Source organism: Streptococcus sp. HCA-5024 (genome assembly GCF_037890265.1).
GTDB classification, from domain to species: Bacteria; Bacillota; Bacilli; order Lactobacillales; family Streptococcaceae; genus Streptococcus; species Streptococcus lingualis.
This window is the reverse complement of the sequence record NZ_JBBKBR010000007.1, coordinates 69,864-90,069: the sequence shown is the minus strand read 5'-3', so window position 1 is coordinate 90,069 and position 20,206 is coordinate 69,864. Positions and strand designations below refer to the sequence as shown.

The window sequence follows — 20,206 nt, the reverse complement described above, 5'->3', positions numbered from 1 at the left end:
GTTCAACTCTGGAGGATTTTTTAGGCTCAGCTTGACAATAAATAGTATTTTTGTTAATATCATTAACAAAAGAGAGGCGCTATGAATAAGAAAGAACTGTATAAGTTTAATAATCGTTTTAACAGCTTTGCTTTAGCTTTTGAACAGTTGAAAAAAGCTCAGCATAGGAACAGTATTGATAAATCAATCACTATTAATGAAGTCCATTTGATCGACCTGATAGGTCGCAATCAGCCTGTGAATCTAGTGAAATTATCTGAGTTACTTGAAGTATCTAGGAGTGCCATTACTCAGAGTGTTAGACGTTTAACCAAGAAAGACCTCGTTACTTTTGAATTTGCACCGGATAATGAAAAAAATAAATATCTGATATTATCCAAAAAAGGTGTTGAAGTTTTTAATATCCATAAAGAGCAGCAAGAACATATTGAAAAGGCCATTTTTTCAGTTTTAAGAAATTATAGTGAGGAGGATCTTCAAATGGTTATGAAACTGATGGATGATGTTGAACAGGTATGGCAAGAATTGCCGTGGTAAAAATCACGGTAATTTTAAAACTATATTGTTAATTATATTAACAAAAAGAGGAAGATATGAATATACAAATTGAACTGATCTCAGAGTCTGATTTAGCAGACGAATCTTTTAATATTGTCATCGATGGCTTAAAACCAAGAGAAACCTATCGAGTCGAAATGTATTTATCTGATTATTATTGTATCAATGCTCCTATGCTTTTAGCTCATGATGTTTTATGGAAATCAACAGCGACTTTTGTATCAGATAAGAATGGTATTATTGATATTTCACAAACTCCATCTTGTTCTGGCTCTTATGAAGATATTGCAACAATGGGGTTATTCTTTAATGCCAAGCCCTTGACCAATAGGAAAAAGAAACTTCCAAACTCTCTTTCTAAAATTCCCTTATTAGATCACTTTTTTGTGGAAATCAAAATTATACAAGGTAATACTGTCGTCGCAGAGAGAACTTTCACAAGACATTACATGAGTTCGCAAATTAGTCATCAAGATATTTACATGAAACATTTTCAAGGGAGACTATTTTATGATAAAAAGGCAATAAAAGCACCAGCATTGATTATTGTGAGCGGTAGTGAAGGAAGGATTGAAAAGGCACAGAATATAGCTCAGCTTCTATCTTCTAGAGGTTATATTTGCTTAGCAGTTGCCTACTTTGGTTTAGAGGGGTTGCCAAAAAATTTGGAACGTATTCCTTTAGAGTGCCTTGTGGAAGCAAAGGATTATCTACGTCAGCATCATCAAGTAGATAGTGAAAGAATTGGAATCTATGGACGTTCTAAGGGAGCAGAGTTAGTTTTAGCTGAGGAGAGCATTTTTAATGACGTTCAATGTTTGGTACTAAATTCACCCTCTGATGTGGTGTATGAAGGGATAAAAGGGAAATGGAACTCCCATACTTCTTCTTGGACGTATTTGCAAAAGGAACTTACCTATCAAAAGTTTCGACTGAGAGATTATCTGTTTAGCAAACTTTTTAGAAAACCTATCCCTAAAGATCGCTCTGCTAGGATAGACATTAGTAGATTCTCTTCGCCAATCTTATTGCTCGGAAGTACTGTTGATGAAATATGGGATGCCTCGTCAGCAATAGCCAATATTGTCTCACATTATAAAGGCCACCACATTACATTTAAAAAATATCATGAAATAGGTCACATGTTGACAGTGGCTTATCAACCCAATCATCGCTATCGAAAAGATTGGCGTTTATTGATGAAAGAGAGTAAGGATTCTTGGTTGGCTACGATTCATTTTTTTGATAGGCATTTGAAGAAGCAATAACATAAGATTATAAATATGCTATAATAGTCCCAACTAAGATAAAAACACAGTTCTGGTTGGTAGTCCAGACGTAGGCAAGCCTATCAGTAACCTTCCTCCTTGGTTGTCCATTCTTAGGGATAGATTTAAGGAGGTGCTGTCGTGGAAACAATTTCAATTGGATTGACAGTTTATTTTGAAGATGGATTTTGGCATGGTTTGTTCGAACAAGTGTATCGAGAAACTTATCAAGTTTGTCGTGTGACATTTGGTCAGGGGCCAAAAGATGATGAAATTCTAGAGATGTTACAGACTCAGTTTACTCATTTATCTTTTAGTCCAGAAGCTACAGTTAAGCAACATGTAAAAATCAAGAATCCTAAACGATTACAGCGAGCTGTGAAGAAACAAGTAAAGAAGAAAATTTCTTCCAAGTCGAAAGAACTATTGCAGTTGCAGTATGAGGAAAGGAAAAAGATTTCAAAACATCAATCTAGTGTCCAAAAGCAATTGCTCAAACAAGAGAAATTCGAACGCAAACAGCAAAAACGAAGAGACAAGCATAAAGGACATTAACCTTTATCTCTTTCATAAAAAAAGCTTCGGTAGGAAGAACCCTACCGAGGCTTTTTAACATGTCGAAAACGATTGTTGAATATCTGGATGATGTTCCCAATCAGCTCGATCGTAGCTGCCTGTAATGGTGTGTTCCTCTGAAAAGAGCAGAACCCGTTCCACAATCGGAGCGATTTGGTCGAAATGGTGGGAGGAAATCACAATTGTTTTTCCTGCTGTTTTGAGATCTTGGAGCAGGGCGACGATCAGCTTTTGGTATTTGGGGGAGAGGCCGTTAAAAGGCTCATCAAATAGCAAGAGACTAGGATTCATGGTGAGGACACTGGCAATAGCGACTAGCTTCTTTTCCCCTCCGGAGAGATGGTAGGGAATGCGATCTCTCAGGTGTTCAATCTCTAAAAGAGCGAGTGTATCATTGACGCGTTGGTCAATTTCAACTGCAGCTAAGCCGAGTTGACGTGGGCCAAAAGCAAGTTCATCATAGACGCTTGTGTTGAAGAGTTGCGTATCGCTATTTTGAAAAATAAGCCCGACTTGTTGAAATAACTGACCAGCACGATGGGGATCTTTTAAGAAAGTGTCATCTATCGTCCAATCCTTAAAGTGGTAGTGACCAGAAGACAGGGGTAAAAGTCCAACTAGAATTTTAAAAAGTGTGGATTTTCCTGCTCCATTCGGTCCCATCAAAGCGATCGTTTCTCCTTGCTTGATCTGTAGTTGGATATCGTGGATTCCAATCTCATCGGTGTAGTGGTAATTTCCATCTTGAATGGTAATCATAGGCTATCCTTTCTAACGGAGTAGAGTGGTGACGGCAATAAGGAAGACTAATTCCAGTAGTAAAAGGCCATCTTCTTTTTTCCAACAGAAGGGCTCTTTTTGTTTTCTGTCCATGCCATATCCTCTCAGCAACATGGCCTCGTAGACCTCTTTGGTATGGTTCTTCGTTGATAGATACAAGAGACCCAGCAGAGAGCCAAAAAGATGGAGGCTCACTTTTTGACCCACGGTCCTAAGTTGCACACACTCAATTTGTTGGTGAAGGTGTTTCCCTAAAATATAACTATATTTTAGGGTAATATCAATGGTCTGGATAAAGGTATTGGGGACATGCAACTGCCTTAGGGCCTCCACCAGTTGGATGCTTGTGGTAGTGGCTAAAAAGAGAGAAATATTGAGGACAATGATCCCTGCACGCAACAAAAAGAGTCCACCATTTTGAAATCCTTGAAATAAGATACTCGGTAAAATCACAATGGCAGAGAAGAGAAGGACCTTGACGAGGACCTTAAACAGGTGAAGAAGAGCTTCTCCTGGCAGCATGGCAATGTGAAGTAGTAAGAGGATACCGAGGATCCAGAGCTGGATCGTATGATGGGCTGTTGTAATGAGAATGGCTAGGGTTAAAAAGTAAACAAGCCGCATCCAAGAGGAAGTTTTGGCCTTGAATGCGGGTGTCGTTTGTTTCATTTTGCCAAGAAAATGGCGCAATGTGTGAAGGTTCATTTGTAAATAGTGATGGCTTTTTGAAGCTTCTAGAGTCGCTTGCTCTTGAAGGAGCCAGTCAGGAAGTTTACGCATGAGAAGTTTTTGCTCCGTTTATTGATCGAATCATTTTGCTAATGATATAGAAAATAAGAACAGCTGTAATGGCTGATAGAATATAGCCAATCGCAATTTTTGTTCCAGGAATGGTGTAATCACTGAACAAGGCTTCAAAAGAAAATCCATTTTTGATACCAGCTGGGACCTTCCCTTTGAGCAAGGATCCTAATTCTTCAGAAGACCATTCTCCAAAAGCCGTTCCTTCTGCTAGGAGACCGAGAGGGCTCAAAACGATCAGACCCAAGAGAACCCAGCGGATTTTTTTGACAAATGAAGTCGTATTTTTGCTACTTGGTGTATACAATTCAGATGGGGCCACTTGTTTGACAAAGCGGTAAATCACATAGGTGAAGAAGGCTTCGACCCAGCCGGCGACCACAAGGTGGGCAGCCATCATGGCGGGAATAGTGACTTCTAATCCATAAGGGTTGTAGAGGGGTTGTCCAGCTTCAGATGCAATCAAGGGTTGCAAGCCAAGTTCAATCCCTGTTAAGAGAGCTGCGGCGTTGATGGCGACATAGGAACCCACGATCACTCCAAGAGATTCGTGATGGTGTTTGCGGAACCAACTGTAAATCCCATAGCCGATAAAAGGCATGGCAACGGCCATATTGAAGATATTGGCTCCAAGAGCTAGGATTCCTCCATCTCCAAATAAGAAGGCCTGGAGGATCAAGGCGACAGATAAGGCTAGGGAAGCTGCATAGGGACCAATCAGGATAGCCAGAAGGGCACCACCGACAGCGTGTGCCGTTGTCCCCCCTGGAACTGGGACATTAAACATCATTAACAAGAAGGATAAAGAGGCTGCGACACCAAGCATAGGGGCCAACTCTTTATTTTCCTTTAATTGAACTTTGACTTTGGCAATGGATACGCCAATCGCAGGGGCAGCCGCTACAGCTAAGAGGGCACAACTTGCAGGACTCAAATAATTATCTGGGATATGCATCACAAATACTCCGATCTTTCTATCATACAGTTAACAGATTACCACATCGTAAAACCAAGTGTCGTTACAAAAGGAGTTTAACATTTGTTACTATTATAGCGAATTTTTGACCGTATTCCAAAGAAGTTTGTGTAAAAGGGATAAAAAGTTTGGTCATTTGGAGCTGTGCATGAATCTTTAGAATAGCCTCTTGTCAAAAAAATACTATTTCTATATCGAAATAGTTGACAGATGTAACAGGCAGTGGTACAATGACTTTAATATTTCGATATAGAAATAAAAAGGAGACAAAATGGACAAGATGCAAGGGGGCTACCAAGCTTTACAGATACGCTTATTGAACGGGCGACTTTTTCAAAAACTCTTAAGCAAGGAACCAGATGCTCAATACAGAAGTGAACAAGGGAAAATTTTAACGATTTTGTGGAAGCAAGAGTTGGGGTGCGCTACTGCGACCGATATCGCTCTTGCGACGGGTCTAGCTAATAATACATTGACCAGTATGGTTAAGAAATTAGAAGAACAAGGCTTGGTCACGATTCAACCTTGCACGCAGGATAAAAGGAAAAAATATATTTCTTTGACAGACCTCGGTTGGGCGCAAAAAGAAATCGGTGACCGTGTCAGCAAAGAACTGGGAGAGATTTTTTACCAAGGTTTTTCAGATCAAGAAATCCGAGAATTTGAAGCCTATCAAGAGCGTATAATCTCAAATCTAAAAGCTAAAGAAAATGATATGTAGGGAAAGGAAGTAACAGTTATGATTGGAATAACAGGTGTAACAGGAAAATTAGGTTCCTATGTGGCTGATCTTGTCGATCAGCAAGGAATTGCTTCTATCCATCTGGCAAGAAGCCCAGAGCGTGCAACAGTCTACGCGTCAGCGGAACTTCGTAAGATGGTGTATGCCAATACTCCAGAGGTGGTTGAGGTCTTAAAGGGTATCGATGTCTTATTGATGGTCTCTGCTCGGGAAAATCCAGAGCGTGTTGAGGAACACAAGAGTTTTTTAGATGCCGCAAAGCTTGCTGGGGTGCAGCATATCGTCTATACCTCCTTTTACGGAGCAGATGAAAAAGCAACCTTTACCTTGTCTCGAGATCATGCCAAGACGGAAGCCTATATCAAGGAGTTAGGATTCACCTATACATTATTGAGAGATAATTTTTACTTGGACTTCTTGATAGATATTGCTCTTGAAAATGGGGAAATTCGTGGTCCAGCTGGCAGTGGGAAGGTTTCAGCAGTTGCCCGTAAGGACACATCTAGTGTTGCAGCAGAGATTCTTTTACATGCTAAGAAATGGGAAAATCAAACCTTGAATTTGACAGGGCCAGAGGATCTTTCCATGGAAGAAATCGTAGCGCTTCTCTCAAAAGAGAGCGGTAAAACCATCGCGTATGTGGATGAATCAGTAGAAGAAGCCTATGAGTCACGGAAAAAATGGCCAGCACAAACTTGGGAGTACGATGCCTGGGTCAGCACCTATACAGCGATTAAAGCTGGGGAACAAGCTGGGGTTTCTACAGATGTCGAAAAAGTCCTAGGGCATCCAGCAAGTAGCTTATTGGATATTCTAAGAGACAGAAAACTTATTGAGGAAAAATATGATTGAATACAAACATGTAGTCCTACGCTACACGGATAAAAACATTTTAAAAGATGTCAACCTCCGCATTGAAAATGGAGAATTTATGGTGCTAGTGGGTCCTTCAGGATCTGGAAAAACCACCATGATCAAGCTGGTCAACCGTCTCTTGGAGCCGACTGATGGCAATATCTATATGGATGGGAAACGCATCAAAGACTATGACGAACGGGAGTTACGTCTCAGTACCGGCTATGTCCTTCAAGCCATTGCCCTATTTCCAAACTTGACCGTTGCGGAAAATATTGCTCTCATTCCTGAGATGAAGGGCTGGAGCAAGGAGCAAATCGCTTCGAAAACAGAAGAACTCTTGGCCAAGGTGGGGCTTCCTGCTGCAGACTATGCTCATCGGTTACCAAGCGAGTTATCTGGTGGAGAGCAACAACGGATTGGCATTGTGCGAGCTATCATTGGGGAACCAAAGATTCTATTGATGGACGAACCTTTTTCGGCCTTGGATGCCATCTCCCGTAAGCAGTTGCAGACTCTTACCAAAGAATTGCACAAAGAATTCGGTATGACCACTATTTTTGTGACCCATGACACAGACGAGGCTTTGAAATTAGGCGACCGGATTGCAGTACTGCAAGAAGGAGAGATTGTACAGGTAGCGGATTCTGAGACCATTCTTGCCCAGCCAGCCAACGACTTTGTCGCAGATTTGTTTGGAGGTGCTCACCATGTCTAAACTACTTGCAACCTTTCAAGAACGCTTTGGGGACTGGCTCGCTGCACTGGGGCAACATTTGCAACTGTCATTACTGACCTTGCTCCTTGCGATTTTTCTAGCTGTTCCTCTAGCTATTTATTTGAGTATCCACAAAAGAACAAGCAACTGGGTCTTACAGCTAGCTGGGATCTTCCAGACCATTCCTTCCATGGCTCTTTTGGGCCTCTTCATTCCTATTATGGGAATCGGGACGCTCCCGGCCTTAACAGCTCTTGTCATCTATGCCATTTTCCCCATCCTTCAAAATACCATCACTGGTTTACAAGGGATTGATCCAAGCTTGGAAGAAGCTGGAATCGCCTTTGGGATGACCAAGTGGGAGCGACTCAAGAAGTTTGAGATTCCCTTGGCTATGCCTGTCATCATGTCTGGGATTCGCACGGCAGCAGTGATGATTATCGGGACAGCTACTCTAGCTGCCTTGATTGGAGCAGGGGGACTCGGTTCCTTTATCCTTCTGGGGATTGACCGCAATAATGCGAGTCTGATTTTGATCGGTGCCCTATCTTCTGCCTTCTTAGCCATCGCCTTTAACCTTCTTCTTAAATGGATGGAAAAGGCCAAATTGCGGACCATCTTTGCTGCCTTTGCTGTCATGGTCCTGGGATTAGGATCTTCTTATACACCAAGTCTTCTTTCAAAACCAGAAAAAGAAAACCTGGTCATTGCTGGGAAGTTAGGACCAGAACCCGAAATTCTAGCTAATATGTATAAGATCTTGATCGAAGAAAATACAGATATGACAGTGACCGTCAAGCCGAATTTTGGAAAGACTACTTTCCTCTATGAAGCCCTGAAAAAAGGGGACATCGCTATCTATCCAGAATTTACAGGTACGGTGACCGAAAGTCTCCTCAAGCCAGCACCACAAGTTGGTCATGATCCAGAAACGGTCTATCAAGCTGCCCGAGATGGGATCAAGCAACAAGACGACCTAGCCTTGCTCAAACCCATGGCTTATCAAAACACCTACGCTGTCGCAGTGCCTAGGAAGATTGCCCAGGAGTATGGCCTTAAGACCATTTCAGATTTGAAAAAGGTGGAAGGGCAACTCAAGGCAGGCTTTACCTTGGAGTTTAACGACCGAGAAGACGGAAACAAGGGCCTGCAGAAGGTCTATGGTCTTCATCTACAAGTCTCCACCATGGAACCAGCCCTTCGCTACCAAGCTATCCAGTCTGGCGATATCCAGATAACAGATGCCTACTCAACAGATGCCGAGCTGGCTCGCTATGACCTGGTGGTCCTTGAAGATGACAAACAACTCTTCCCACCTTATCAAGGGGCGCCCCTCATGAAAGAAGCTCTTCTTAAGAAACATCCCGAATTGGAAGGTGTGCTTAATAAGCTAGCTGGTAAAATCACTGAGAGCCAGATGAGCCAGATGAACTACCAAGTCGGAGTAGAAGGCAAGCCTGCTGCTAAAGTAGCGCGTGACTTTTTGGTAAAAGAAGGGTTGATAAAAAATTAACAAACCATTCTCAAGTCTTTGCACTTGAGAATTTTTTAATAGAAAGCAATTTTATATCCTTTCAGCAAGCTTTTGGGGTAGAGGGAAAGACCTTCTCTTCAAAAAAATCTCCATTGAGTCTGGCTTGAAATTGTGTTACAATAAGCCTTGAAGATGAATGAAAGAATATGGAAATAAGCATGAAAATAAGACCAGTGATTGGAATTACAGGAAATGAAAGACCCTTCCCAGATGATCCAGACGCGAACATGAGCTATGCGGCGACTGGTTTTGTCGAAGCGGTCAAAGAGGCAGGAGGGATTCCCTTGATCTTGCCGATTGGAGATGCAGCCTTGGCCAAAGACTACCTATCGATGATTGATAAGCTCATCATTACCGGTGGACAAAATGTCTTGCCCAAGTTTTACGGAGAAGAAATCACCATCGACAGTGATGACTACCTCTTGAAACGCGATCTCTTTGAGTTGGCTTTGATTGAAGAAGCGCGTGCGGCTAAAAAAGCGATCTTTACCGTCTGCCGTGGGACCCAGCTCTATAATGTCGCTCTAGGGGGAACTCTGTATCAAGACATTGAACACCACTGGCAGGACAATCCAGGTCAGTACACCAGCCAAGAGTTGGTGACCAAGGATCAGACGATCCTGCAAGAGATCTATGGTAAGACCAGTCGCATCAATTCTTTCCATCATCAAAGTATTAAAGACTTGGCAGATGGTTTAGAAGTGATCGCGCGGGATCCTAAAGATGACATCATAGAAGCCGTTCAATCCACAGATGAGAGTCGTTTCCTCGGCGTTCAGTGGCATCCGGAATTGCGTTTTGACAAGAGCCCAGCAGATCGCAAGCTCTTTGAATATGTCGTGACTCAATTGTAAAGAGGACCAGCTTCCTTAGGAATTTTTCCTAAGGGGCTTTTTCTTTAATCTGCGTAAGAAAGACTGTAAATTGTGACTAGGTTTTGGAGGAGGATGCGCTACAATAGAGCTAGTAGAATGAGGAGGATTAGGACATGTATCAATTTCCAAAGGATTTTTTATGGGGGAGTTCGACCTCGGGCCCTCAAACAGAAGGGCGTCTAGCCCAGGATGGAAAGGGAGACAATCTCTGGGATTACTGGTATAGGATCGAGCCCAACCGCTTTTATCAAGGGCAAGGACCAGAGAAAACATCGACTTTTTATGAACACTGGGAAGAAGATCTGGACCTCTTGTTAGAAACCGGCCACACTGCCTTTCGAACCTCTATCCAGTGGTCACGTATTTTCCCAGAAGGACGAGGGGAAATCAATCAAGCAGGTGTTGAGTTCTACCGCCGTGTCTTTGAAAAGATTAAAGAAAAAGGGATTCACCTCTTGGTCAACCTCTATCATTTTGATTTACCGATGGCTCTTCAAGAGCAAGGGGATGGTTGGGAAAATAAAGAAACCGCCTATGCTTACCAGGAATATGCGCGTTTTTGTTTCAAGACCTATGGAGATCTGGTCGATCAGTGGATCACCTTTAATGAACCTATTGTCCCTGTAGAATTTGGTTATTTTTATGATGCCCATTTTCCTCATAAGGTAGACGCAGCAGCAGCTGTAAAAGTAGCCTACCACACCCAGTTAGCAAGCTCACTAGCGGTCAAGGCCTGTCATGAGGTGAATCCTAATTACCGTATCGGGATTGTGCTCAATTTGACACCAGCCTATCCTCGGAGCCAGCATCCAGAAGATGTGAAAGCTGCGCGTATTGCCGAGCTCTTTCAAGCCAAATCTTTTTTAGATCCATCTGTTCTTGGTCATTATCCTGAAGAATTAGTGGAGATCCTACGGGAGCGTGATCTCTTACCGGATTATGATCCCTTTGAATTGCGCTTGATCGAGGAAAATACGGTGGATTACCTAGGAGTTAACTATTACCAACCACTCCGTGTGGCGGCTCCTCGTTATGCTCCAAATCCAGCATCTCCCCTACTCTTTGAACAATTTTATGAACCTTACGTTATGCCAGGGCGCAAGATCAATCCCCACCGTGGTTGGGAAATCTATGAGCAAGGCTTGTATGACATTGCCCAAAATATCAAGGAAAACTATGGCAATATCGAGTGGATTCTGACCGAAAATGGGATGGGGGTTGAAGGAGAGGAAAAATTCCGCAAGGATGGAGTGATCCAAGACGACTACCGGATTGACTTTGTCAAAGACCATCTTCGTGAGCTCCACCGGGCTATTCAAGATGGTGCCAACTGTAAAGGTTATTTGATCTGGACCTTTATTGACTGTTGGTCATGGCTCAATGGCTACAAGAACCGCTATGGCTTAGTTGAGTTGGACCTCGAAAGCCAAAAACGCACCCTCAAAAAATCCGGTCATTGGTTCCGTGAGTTGAGCCAGCAGAATGGATTTGAAGACTAAATCTAGATCTGTAGCCCACCTTCAATTCGTAATGAGCTCCTCGCATTGTCGTTTTAAAGTTTGGAGTCAAACAGTTCCCCAAACGGTTTGACTCTCAATTATTCCGAATGTCTGAAACCATTCTGTTTCAGGCATTTTTCTTACAGTGGAAATTTTCTTAGATGACTTTGTATCTAATCTTAACCCTAACTTAACTAGACCAATTTTCTTGAATTTCCTAGTTGACAAACTAGAAGAAACATTGTATACTGACTCCGCTGGTTGCTTTTCGGTCAAATTAGACTAGACCAATTTAAAGTAACTGAGAAATCGACCATAGGTCGTTTGACTAAGTAAAGGGGAAAGTATAGCAAGGCTATATCGTAAAAACTATGTGCGGAATCGTTGGTGTTGTAGGAAATACAAATGCTACTGATATTTTGATTCAAGGACTTGAAAAACTCGAATACCGAGGCTATGACTCTGCGGGTGTTTTCCTGGCTAGTGAAGGCAAGAGCCAATTGGTAAAGGCAGTTGGCCGCATTGCAGAATTGTCAACTAAGGCAGAAGGTGTTGAAGGGACAGCTGGGATCGGACATACCCGCTGGGCCACTCACGGAAAACCAACTGAGGACAATGCCCACCCACACCGCTCTGAAACAGGTCGCTTTGTTTTGGTCCACAATGGGGTCATTGAAAACTACCTTGAAATCAAGGAAGAATACCTAGCAGGTCACCATTTCAAGGGGCAAACAGATACAGAAATCGCCGCCCACTTGATCGGAAAATTTGCTGAAGAAGATGGCTTGTCTACGCTCGAAGCCTTCAAAAAAGCCCTCCACATCATCCGTGGGGCCTATGCTTTTGCTTTGATGGATGCGGAAGATCCAAGCACCATCTATGTAGCGAAAAATAAATCACCACTCTTGATCGGTCTTGGAGATGGTTACAATATGGTCTGCTCTGATGCCATGGCCATGATTCGTGAAACCAACCAATACATGGAAATCCATGACCAAGAGTTGGTCATTGTCAAGGCTGACAGCGTTGAAGTGCAAGACTATGATGGAAACGTCAAAGAACGGGCTAGCTATACGGCTGAACTTGACCTTTCTGATATTGGAAAAGGGACTTACCCATACTACATGCTCAAGGAAATCGATGAGCAACCAACTGTCATGCGTAAGCTGATCCAAGCCTATACAGATGAATCTGGTCAAGTAGTGGTAGATCCAGCTATTATCAAGGCTGTTCAAGAAGCAGACCGCATCTATATCCTTGCGGCTGGTACCTCTTACCATGCTGGATTTGCATCTAAAAAAATGTTGGAAGAGTTGACGGATACCCCAGTAGAACTCGGTATTTCATCTGAGTGGGGCTACGGTATGCCACTTCTTAGCAAGAAGCCACTCTTCATCTTTATCAGCCAATCTGGTGAAACGGCCGATAGCCGCCAAGTGTTGGTCAAGGCCAATGAAATGGGCATTCCAAGCTTGACAGTAACCAATGTTCCAGGATCAACTCTTTCACGTGAAGCAGACATGACCATGTTGCTCCATGCTGGTCCCGAAATTGCGGTAGCTTCTACTAAGGCTTATACGGCTCAAATCGCAGCCCTTGCCTTTCTTGCGAAAGCTGTTGGGGAAGCCAATGGCAATGAGAAGGCCAAAGCCTTTGATTTGGTGCACGAATTGTCCATCGTTGCTCAATCGATCGAATCAACCCTTTCAGAAAAAGAAGTCATCGACGAAAAAGTCCGTGGCTTGTTGGAAATAACCCGCAATGCTTTCTATATCGGACGTGGCCAAGATTACTATGTTGCTATGGAAGCCAGTCTGAAATTAAAAGAAATTTCTTACATCCAATGTGAAGGCTTCGCTGCGGGTGAGTTGAAACACGGTACTATCGCTCTGATCGAAGAGGGTACACCGGTCATCGCTCTCTTGTCTGATCCAGTCCTAGCCAGCCACACACGTGGAAATATCCAAGAAGTAGCAGCACGTGGGGCTCATGTTTTAACCATTGCAGAAGAAAATGTCGCTAAAGAGACAGATGATTTGGTCTTGACAGCGGTTCACCCTTACCTCTCTCCAATCTCAATGGTGGTGCCAACCCAATTGATTGCTTACTTTGCAACCCTTCATCGTGGGCTCGATGTTGATAAACCACGGAACCTTGCTAAGTCTGTAACCGTTGAATAAATTTATCAATATAGAAAAAAACATCCTCGTTAGGTTTTTCCTAGCGAGGATGTTTGCTTTATTTGTCAAAACCTTGCAAGGCTTTGAGGCGTTCTTCTGTTTGTCCCTTGGCATCTAGTTTTTTACCTTGGTAAACAGCAGATTCCCATGATCCATACATTGGATTTGGGAAGATGATGAATTTTTCACCAAATTCTTTTTGCAATTCGTCCAATTTCTTGTCACGATCAGCTTCAGAGGTCTTAGAGAAGTCTGCAAAGTCAACCAGGTTGTCCCCGAAGAGCAAGACAAGATTGGTCTTTTCTTGCACAGCTTGGCGACGACCTTCTTTTGATTTGACACCATCTTCTAAGAACATGAGGTGGTCACGTCCTTGAACAGGAATGCCTTCTTTTTCAAGATTCTTGATGGTATCATCTACTTGAGAGGTTGTACGGTCAGAAATGTAGTAGATTTGAACCCCGTTTTGATCCGCATATTGAAGGAAATCTTTGGCACCAGGCACCGCTTTTGCGGCTGCTTTTTTCACCCAAACATCCCAATCTTTAGGATTGAAGGCCGTACCATCTTTGACGTTTTGAACTTGGTAAGGGCTGTTGTCTAAAACAGTTTCGTCCAAATCCAAGACGATGGAATAAGGCTTATCAGAAGGAGTTTGAAGGATCTCTTTCAAACGGTCAGTAGCGACATTGTAGCCTTGTAAGTACAGAGCCTTAGTTTCAGCTGCCTTTTGGTACCAAAGGACAGACATGGTATTTTCTTGTGAGCGCTGTTGATCATAGGTCATCGTCACCTGATTTTTAGTGCTGCTTGCTTTTGTCTCTTGCGTTTTGTTGGTGTTGCTTCCACAACTCGTCAGTAAAATGACAGAAGCAAGAGCAGAAACGATGGTAAAGGTGGTTTTTGTTGTTTTCATAAACCGTACACTCCTTAAAATTATTCTATAAAAATTATACTCCTTTCAATCTTGCCTGACAAGAAAGAGGAGAAGGGGATCCAGGGAATGGTAAAATGAATAGGAAGAAAGAAATGCTGATATGAAGGGCTTTTTCACATCAATATATGCCATTTTTTAGCTTAAAAGAAGGGATATAGTTTTCTGCTATAACCGGATCAAGAAAAGATCAAAGCAGCCTTTTTCTTCTAAAATGAAAGAATAAAGAAAGATACTCGCAAGTCCCTATTTTCAAGGGCTTGCGTTTTTTTGATGCCTTTCTCAATAAAGAAATTTTAAGGCCTTGATAGGGAAAATATATTAGTCAGCTACTTTTCGAGGTGATATCATGGTTACAAATTCCAGAAGGAAAGCAGTTAGCCTTTCTATTGGAGAAATATTGAGGAGGATTCACAGTATGAGTAAAAAAGAATTGGTTCTTCGTGCCATTCGAGGCGAAACAGTAGAACGAATCCCTGTAGGATTTTGGCTCCATTATGTGACCCAAGAAGAAAAAGAATTGGGTCTAGACAATTCGGCTGTAGTAGCAAAAAGTATTAAAGGACACCAACACTATGTTGAAGAAATTTCACCTGATTTTGTCAAGATCATGAGTGATGGCTTCTTCCGCTATCCGAGTGCTCTTTATTCTAGAGAGATCCAATCGATCCGAGAATTGAAGGATATTCAACCGATTGGAGAGCATCATCCTTGGATTGAAAAACAAATTGAAGTGGTCAAGGAGATTCGTTCTCATTTCCATGAAGAGATTGCTTCTTTCTACAATATCTTCTCGCCCATTTCTTATTTGAAACGCTGGTTCCGTACGGATCAATCCCGTGGAGACCAATTGATTGCAGACTTTATCAAGGAAGATCCAGAAACCTTGGCCCATGTCCTTGATGTCATCGCAGGAGATATTGCCATTCTTAGTCGCCGCTTGATCCAAGAAGCAGGTGTTGAAGGAATTTACTTCTCAACCCAGCAGGTCCAAGATGAGCGTGTGACAGATGAAGAGTACCGCAAGTTCATTGAGCCTAGCAGCATCGCTGTCCTAGAAGCAGCCAATGAAGTTGGAGGCATCAATATCCTTCATATCTGTGGTTTTGAAGGGGCCAGCAATGAAGTGGAACTCTTCAAGGATTATCCAGCCCAAGTCATTAACTGGGCGACCCATCATGAAGGCCTTAGCCTAGCAGCAGGTCGCAAGCTCTTTGGGGATCGTGCTGTCCTAGGTGGCTTTGTCAATGGCAAGAAAGGCTTGCTCTACCAAGGGGAACGAGCAGCTATCGAGCAAGAAACCCGTCGCTTGGTCGCAGAAGCGGGAAGTCGTGGTTTGATCCTTGGGGCAGACTGTACCGTGCCAGATGATTTCCAATTGGAACGCTTAGATTGGGTACGTCAAGCAGCTGTATTGTAAGAAGAAAGGAGAGGGAGATGAAAAAGATCAATGTATGGTGTATCCTGGTAACCGTTTTGTTTTTGCTTTTAGGGCTTAGTAAAGCTGCTCTTGCAAGTAGTCAGGGGAAAGCCAAAAAAGATCCAGATATGGCAAGACTGGAGAAAATTCCAGCCCATAGTCTCTCCCTCCTTCGCCCGTCTGATCTAGCAGGAATCCTTCTTCTCGAAGATCAGTGATAAAAAAAGATGAAGAGCTTGATAAAAAATATATATTAGTCAAAGAATAATTGAAGTGTTAAGATAACAAACAAGAAAAGAATAGAACGAGGTAAGAACATGTCAGCCAAAAGAGAATTAGTGTTAAAAGCTTTTAAGGGAGAAGCGGTTGATCGTGTGCCAGTTGGATTTTGGCATCATTTTACAACAGAAGAAGAATGGTTGAAAGGATTTTCTAATCCGGAAATCATTGAAAAAAACCTGAAGGGTCATCAAAGCTTCCTTCACAAGGTCAAACCAGACTTTGTCAAACTCATGAGCGATGGTTACTTTGCTTATCCAAACCCAGCCATCCACAAAGGCCTTGAAAATATCTCTGACTTAGCAGGGATTGAACCACTCGGAGCAGATCATCCATGGATCACAGAGCAAGTAGAGCTGGTTAAAAAAATCCGTGCCGGTTTTGAAGAAGACATTGTGGCTATCTACAATATCTTTGCTCCAGTAACTTACTTTAAATGGTTGGTCGGAGAAGTTTCAGGAGGAGATGACTTGATCGCAAACTTCATCGATCAAGATGCTGCAACCCTTAAAAAAGTATTGGATACGATTGGTCAAGATATTGCAAGTTTGAGCCAACGCATCATTAAAGAAGCAGGAGCAGACGGGATCTACCTCAGTGTTCAAAGTATCCAAGATGCGCGCGTGAGCCAAGAAGTTTATAAAAATAGTATTGCACCGAGTGAACTCCATGTCTTAGAGACAGCTAAGGAAGCAGGTGGGGTAAATATCCTTCATATCTGTGGCTACGAAGGGGCTCGCAATGATATCCATCTCTTCACAGACTACCCAGCTCAAGTCATTAACTGGGCAGTTGGACCAGAAGGAATCAGCCTAGCAGAAGGACGCGAAATCTTCGGTGGACGTACGGTTCTTGGTGGCTTTGAAAATGGCAAAAATGGTCTTCTCTATACAGGAGACAAGGCTGCGATTCAAGCAGAAACCAAACGCATCATCGCAGAAACTGGAACCACAGGCTTGGTCATCGGTGCCGATTGTACGATTCCAAGTGACATTGATGAAGAGCGAATCGAATGGATTCGTGAAGCTGCAGCAGAATAAGAAAAAATAGAATCAGGGAGAACAGAGTATGAGTAAAAAAACATGGATTATCGGTGGGGTGGCCGTTCTTGCCCTTGCAGGTGCAACCATTCTTGGACGGAGCTTGAACCATGCAAACGATAGCAAAGGCTCAACAGGATCTAATAAAGTAACAACCTTGAAAGTAGCCCACACGCAAAACTACGTGCCTTATGATTTCGTCGATGAAAAAGGAGAATCAGATGGTTATGAAGTAGCCGTTCTCAAAGCTATTGACGAAAAATTACCAGACTACAAGTTTGAGTACACTGGAACAAGTGATGACGACCTTTTGATCGGTCTAGAATCTGGTAAGTATGATATCGGAACTAAAGGAGCTTGGTATACAGAAGAACGCGCCAAGAAATTTATCATTCCAAAAGAACCAATCGGAGCAAGTATCATCGGGTTTACCGTACGAAAAGAAGATGCGGATAAATACAAGAACATTGATGACTTTGCGAAAGAAAAAGGGAAATTGGTTCCAATTTCACCACAAAATGCGCAATGGAATGTTATTAAAGAATACAATGAAAAGCATAAGGACCAACAAATCGAATTAACAGCTGCCGAATCGTTCAAAGTCGCAGATGCTTATGCTTGGGTACTTGAAGGTCGTTACGATGCCTTCTTTGACATCAAACTTTCCTTTGAAAAAGCTGTCACAGATAAAGATGGTTCTTACCACCAATACGCAGACAAACTCAGCTGGTTTGCCTACAAAGGAATTCCAACTTATCCATTGATCCATAAGGATAAGAAAAACGAAAAATTTGCGGAAGAATACAGCAAGGCCATCAAAGAATTGGAAAAAGATGGAACGCTTGCGAAATTGTCGAAAAAATATTTCGGTGAAGATGTCTTCAGTTATGTAGATAAAGAGAAATAAGATGGAACTGGGTGCGCATAGCCCCAGCTTCCTTATTTCTATCCGGATATAGAAAGGAAAAGAAACATGGTCTCATACGACATTTCCAAGGTCTGGTCATTTCTTCCAACCTTGGTCCAAGCTCTACCAGCGACCTTAGCTTTGATGGTGTTAACGACGCTTCTTGGTTCTGCATTTGGCTTGGTTTTGACTTGGGCACAAGTATCAGAAGAGAAGGTAGGAGCAGGTCTGGCAAAAGGCTATGTCTTTACTTTGCGTTGTACCCCTCCGATTGTCTTGCTCTTCTTGGTCTTTTATGGGCTCCCCCAATTTTTGAACTGGTGGTTGGGTATTGACATTGATCACTGGTCCAAGTTTGTCTTTGTTCTTGTGGCCATGTTTCTTCTCTTTGCGGCTATGATTTCTGAGGTCTTTAAGGCAGCCTATTTGGCCATTCCCAAAGGTCAGATGGAGGCAGGCTTGAGTATTGGCTTGACGCCAGCTCAAACCATTTGGCGGATTGTCCTTCCCCAAGCCTTTCGCGTGGCTCTTCCAAATATGACGACGGCCATCTTGAACCTCATGCGCGACGCCGCTTTGGCTTATACCATTGGCTTTATCGATATCATGGGAGCAGGAAACAACTTGATCAGTCGCAATCTTGGGAATTATTCCCTCGAGACCTATACAGCCGTAGCAGTGATTTACTGGGGAATTGCCCTTGTAATCTCCCTCTCAGCTCAACTCCTTGAGAAACGACTCAGCGTAACAGAAAGGTAGCTTATGGATTTCAATTTTATTAGTAAAACATTTCTAGCCACCTTGGGTGGTGTTCCAGTGACCCTTCTGATCATGGTCGTATCGATCCTCTTGAGTTTTTTTCCAGCCCTCTTTTTGGCGCTCGGTCAGATATACAAGGTCAAAGGGGTTCGCAGTTTCTCAGTGGTTTACTTAGCCTTTATTCGCGCGACTCCTCCGATTCTCTTAATTCTCTTCTTTTATAGTCTCTTTCCCAGTCTCTTAAATAGCTTTTTTAAGAGTATTGGCAGTCACTTTAATGTCTTTGAGATCAATCCCATTTACTATGCCTTTATCATCTTTAGCTTGATGACAACAGGGAGTCTGGCTGAAATTCTACGCTCAGCCATCCTGACGGTAGATAAGGGCCAGCTAGAAGCAGCGCAAGCCATTGGTTTGACCAATCGTCAAGCCTATATCCGCATTGTTTTTCCACAAGCCCTGCGTTCAGCCCTTCCAAATTTGTGTAACCTGGTCATCAACTTGGTCAAAGGAACTTCCCTTGTCTTTGTCATGACCATCAAGGATATCACCGCCATCGCCAAGGTCGAAGCCTCTTATGGTTATCAATATTTTGAATCCTATCTCGTGATTTTTATTCTTTATATTGTCATTTGTGGGGTGATTCAGTGGGGATTCAACCTCTTGGAAAAACGCCTGACACTCGCATAGAAGAAGGAGAAATAAGAAGATGTTAGAAGTAGAACACGTATCGAAAAAATTTAAGGACCACCAAGTCCTGGTAGATGTTAATCTCAAGGTCAACCAAGGGGATGTCGTCGTTATTTTGGGTCCATCTGGATCAGGAAAAACAACCTTCCTTCGCTGCCTCAATCACTTAGAAAAGGCAGATACAGGCCACCTAACCCTAGGTGGAAAAGAGTATGACCTCTCAAAACTCAGCAAAAAAGAGATTCTAGAAATCCGCCAAAAGACAGCCTTTGTCTTCCAGCATTACAATCTATTTGCCAACAAAACAGCACTTGAAAATATCTTGGAAGGCTTGATTGTAGCTCGGAAGATTCCAAAAGAAGAAGCCATCCAACGGGCGGAATCCGCCCTTGAAAAAGTTGGTCTCCTCGCTTACAAGGATTACTATCCTTCTCAATTGTCAGGTGGTCAGCAGCAACGGATCGGAATCGCGCGTGCCATCGCAGTGAAACCAGACGTGATCTTGCTGGACGAGCCGACTTCAGCGCTAGACCCAGAGTTGGTCGGTGACGTCTTAGATGTCATGAAGCAATTGGCCCAAGAAGGAGTGACCATGGTTGTCGTAACCCATGAGATGGGCTTTGCGCGTGATGTGGCCAACCACGTCATCTTTATGGATGGCGGACACATCATCGAAGAAAACGAACCCCATGAATTCTTCAACAGTCCAAAGGAAGAGCGAACCAAACAATTTCTTTCACGGATTTTATCTGATGCTACTTATAGCGTCGAATACATGATTTAACAGGAGACACACCCAGTAAGGGTGTGTTTTT

Annotated in this window: 21 protein-coding genes; 17 read left to right on the top strand and 4 right to left on the bottom strand. The window is 42.9% G+C overall.

Annotation, left to right across the window (positions count from 1 at the left end; genetic code table 11):
• The first annotated feature begins 81 nt into the window (after window positions 1–81).
• The 3 genes from WKT08_RS09260 (at window position 82) to WKT08_RS09250 (ending at window position 2,381) form a co-directional block, all read left to right on the top strand.
• Window positions 82–537, top strand: coding sequence for a MarR family winged helix-turn-helix transcriptional regulator (locus WKT08_RS09260; protein ID WP_060933554.1), 456 nt, complete (start codon window positions 82–84; stop codon window positions 535–537).
• 56 nt (window positions 538–593) lie between these two features.
• Window positions 594–1,826, top strand: a complete 1,233-nt coding sequence (locus WKT08_RS09255) for an acyl-CoA thioesterase/BAAT N-terminal domain-containing protein (protein WP_254733018.1) — start codon at window positions 594–596, stop codon at window positions 1,824–1,826.
• 141 nt (window positions 1,827–1,967) lie between these two features.
• Window positions 1,968–2,381: a YjdF family protein gene (locus WKT08_RS09250; protein ID WP_254733020.1), complete on the top strand. Its 414-nt coding sequence runs from the start codon at window positions 1,968–1,970 to the stop codon at window positions 2,379–2,381.
• A gap of 54 nt (window positions 2,382–2,435) precedes the next feature.
• On the opposite strand, the gene WKT08_RS09245 is transcribed toward WKT08_RS09250, so the two are convergent.
• The 3 genes from WKT08_RS09245 to cbiM are packed head-to-tail and all read right to left on the bottom strand — an operon-like array spanning window position 2,436 to window position 4,938.
• A complete protein-coding gene (locus WKT08_RS09245) occupies window positions 2,436–3,161 on the bottom strand; it encodes an energy-coupling factor ABC transporter ATP-binding protein (RefSeq protein WP_257738816.1) in 726 nt (241 codons plus the stop codon).
• 12 nt (window positions 3,162–3,173) lie between these two features.
• Window positions 3,174–3,962 carry an energy-coupling factor transporter transmembrane component T gene (locus tag WKT08_RS09240; protein ID WP_340281599.1) on the bottom strand — a complete coding sequence of 263 codons (789 nt, stop codon included), beginning with the start codon at window positions 3,960–3,962 and terminating at the stop codon, window positions 3,174–3,176.
• Window positions 3,955–4,938 carry a cobalt transporter CbiM gene (cbiM, locus tag WKT08_RS09235; protein ID WP_201037004.1) on the bottom strand — a complete coding sequence of 328 codons (984 nt, stop codon included), beginning with the start codon at window positions 4,936–4,938 and terminating at the stop codon, window positions 3,955–3,957. Before cbiM ends, WKT08_RS09240 begins: the two co-directional genes overlap by 8 nt.
• A gap of 292 nt (window positions 4,939–5,230) precedes the next feature.
• Between cbiM and WKT08_RS09230 the strand changes: the two genes are divergently transcribed.
• From WKT08_RS09230 to glmS, 7 genes are all read left to right on the top strand, one after another.
• On the top strand, window positions 5,231–5,680 hold the full coding sequence (locus WKT08_RS09230) for a MarR family winged helix-turn-helix transcriptional regulator (RefSeq protein WP_214259376.1): 450 nt from the start codon (window positions 5,231–5,233) through the stop codon (window positions 5,678–5,680).
• A gap of 18 nt (window positions 5,681–5,698) precedes the next feature.
• The gene (locus tag WKT08_RS09225; protein WP_340281591.1) at window positions 5,699–6,553 is read left to right on the top strand and encodes an SDR family oxidoreductase; all 855 of its coding nucleotides are present in this window, start codon (window positions 5,699–5,701) and stop codon (window positions 6,551–6,553) included.
• Complete coding sequence (locus WKT08_RS09220; protein WP_340281589.1) at window positions 6,546–7,274, top strand: ATP-binding cassette domain-containing protein; 729 nt, start codon at window positions 6,546–6,548, stop codon at window positions 7,272–7,274. Before WKT08_RS09225 ends, WKT08_RS09220 begins: the two co-directional genes overlap by 8 nt.
• A complete protein-coding gene (locus WKT08_RS09215; protein ID WP_201087751.1) occupies window positions 7,267–8,787 on the top strand; it encodes an ABC transporter permease/substrate-binding protein in 1,521 nt (506 codons plus the stop codon). The genes WKT08_RS09220 and WKT08_RS09215 overlap by 8 nt, the downstream gene beginning before the upstream one ends.
• Window positions 8,788–8,966: 179 nt before the next feature.
• Window positions 8,967–9,662, top strand: coding sequence for a gamma-glutamyl-gamma-aminobutyrate hydrolase family protein (locus tag WKT08_RS09210; RefSeq protein WP_340281586.1), 696 nt, complete (start codon window positions 8,967–8,969; stop codon window positions 9,660–9,662).
• 134 nt (window positions 9,663–9,796) lie between these two features.
• Window positions 9,797–11,182: a glycoside hydrolase family 1 protein gene (locus tag WKT08_RS09205; protein ID WP_340281584.1), complete on the top strand. Its 1,386-nt coding sequence runs from the start codon at window positions 9,797–9,799 to the stop codon at window positions 11,180–11,182.
• Between the two features lie 371 nt (window positions 11,183–11,553).
• Entirely contained in the window at window positions 11,554–13,362 is a 1,809-nt protein-coding gene (gene glmS / locus WKT08_RS09200; RefSeq protein ID WP_340281582.1) for a glutamine--fructose-6-phosphate transaminase (isomerizing), read from the top strand.
• 58 nt (window positions 13,363–13,420) lie between these two features.
• Here glmS and WKT08_RS09195 read toward each other — a convergent pair whose 3' ends face one another.
• Complete coding sequence (locus WKT08_RS09195) at window positions 13,421–14,278, bottom strand: 5'-nucleotidase, lipoprotein e(P4) family (RefSeq protein WP_070448942.1); 858 nt, start codon at window positions 14,276–14,278, stop codon at window positions 13,421–13,423.
• Between the two features lie 436 nt (window positions 14,279–14,714).
• Here WKT08_RS09195 and WKT08_RS09190 point away from each other — a divergent pair, with 436 nt between their 5' ends.
• The 7 genes from WKT08_RS09190 (at window position 14,715) to WKT08_RS09160 (ending at window position 20,175) form a co-directional block, all read left to right on the top strand.
• Window positions 14,715–15,716, top strand: a complete 1,002-nt coding sequence (locus tag WKT08_RS09190) for a uroporphyrinogen decarboxylase family protein (RefSeq protein WP_445330265.1) — start codon at window positions 14,715–14,717, stop codon at window positions 15,714–15,716.
• Window positions 15,717–15,733: 17 nt separating this feature from the next.
• A complete protein-coding gene (locus tag WKT08_RS09185; RefSeq protein ID WP_003009954.1) occupies window positions 15,734–15,934 on the top strand; it encodes a hypothetical protein in 201 nt (66 codons plus the stop codon).
• A gap of 99 nt (window positions 15,935–16,033) precedes the next feature.
• Window positions 16,034–17,035: a uroporphyrinogen decarboxylase family protein gene (locus tag WKT08_RS09180; protein WP_340281577.1), complete on the top strand. Its 1,002-nt coding sequence runs from the start codon at window positions 16,034–16,036 to the stop codon at window positions 17,033–17,035.
• A 28-nt stretch (window positions 17,036–17,063) separates the two neighbouring features.
• Entirely contained in the window at window positions 17,064–17,942 is an 879-nt protein-coding gene (locus WKT08_RS09175; RefSeq protein ID WP_049514944.1) for a transporter substrate-binding domain-containing protein, read from the top strand.
• Window positions 17,943–18,008: 66 nt separating this feature from the next.
• Window positions 18,009–18,701 (top strand): amino acid ABC transporter permease, encoded by a 693-nt coding sequence (locus WKT08_RS09170; protein WP_049514943.1) that lies wholly within the window; start codon window positions 18,009–18,011, stop codon window positions 18,699–18,701.
• Window positions 18,702–18,704: 3 nt separating this feature from the next.
• Window positions 18,705–19,391 carry an amino acid ABC transporter permease gene (locus WKT08_RS09165; protein WP_003004305.1) on the top strand — a complete coding sequence of 229 codons (687 nt, stop codon included), beginning with the start codon at window positions 18,705–18,707 and terminating at the stop codon, window positions 19,389–19,391.
• A 19-nt stretch (window positions 19,392–19,410) separates the two neighbouring features.
• A complete protein-coding gene (locus WKT08_RS09160; RefSeq protein ID WP_049482376.1) occupies window positions 19,411–20,175 on the top strand; it encodes an amino acid ABC transporter ATP-binding protein in 765 nt (254 codons plus the stop codon).
• Window positions 20,176–20,206 lie beyond the last annotated feature (31 nt).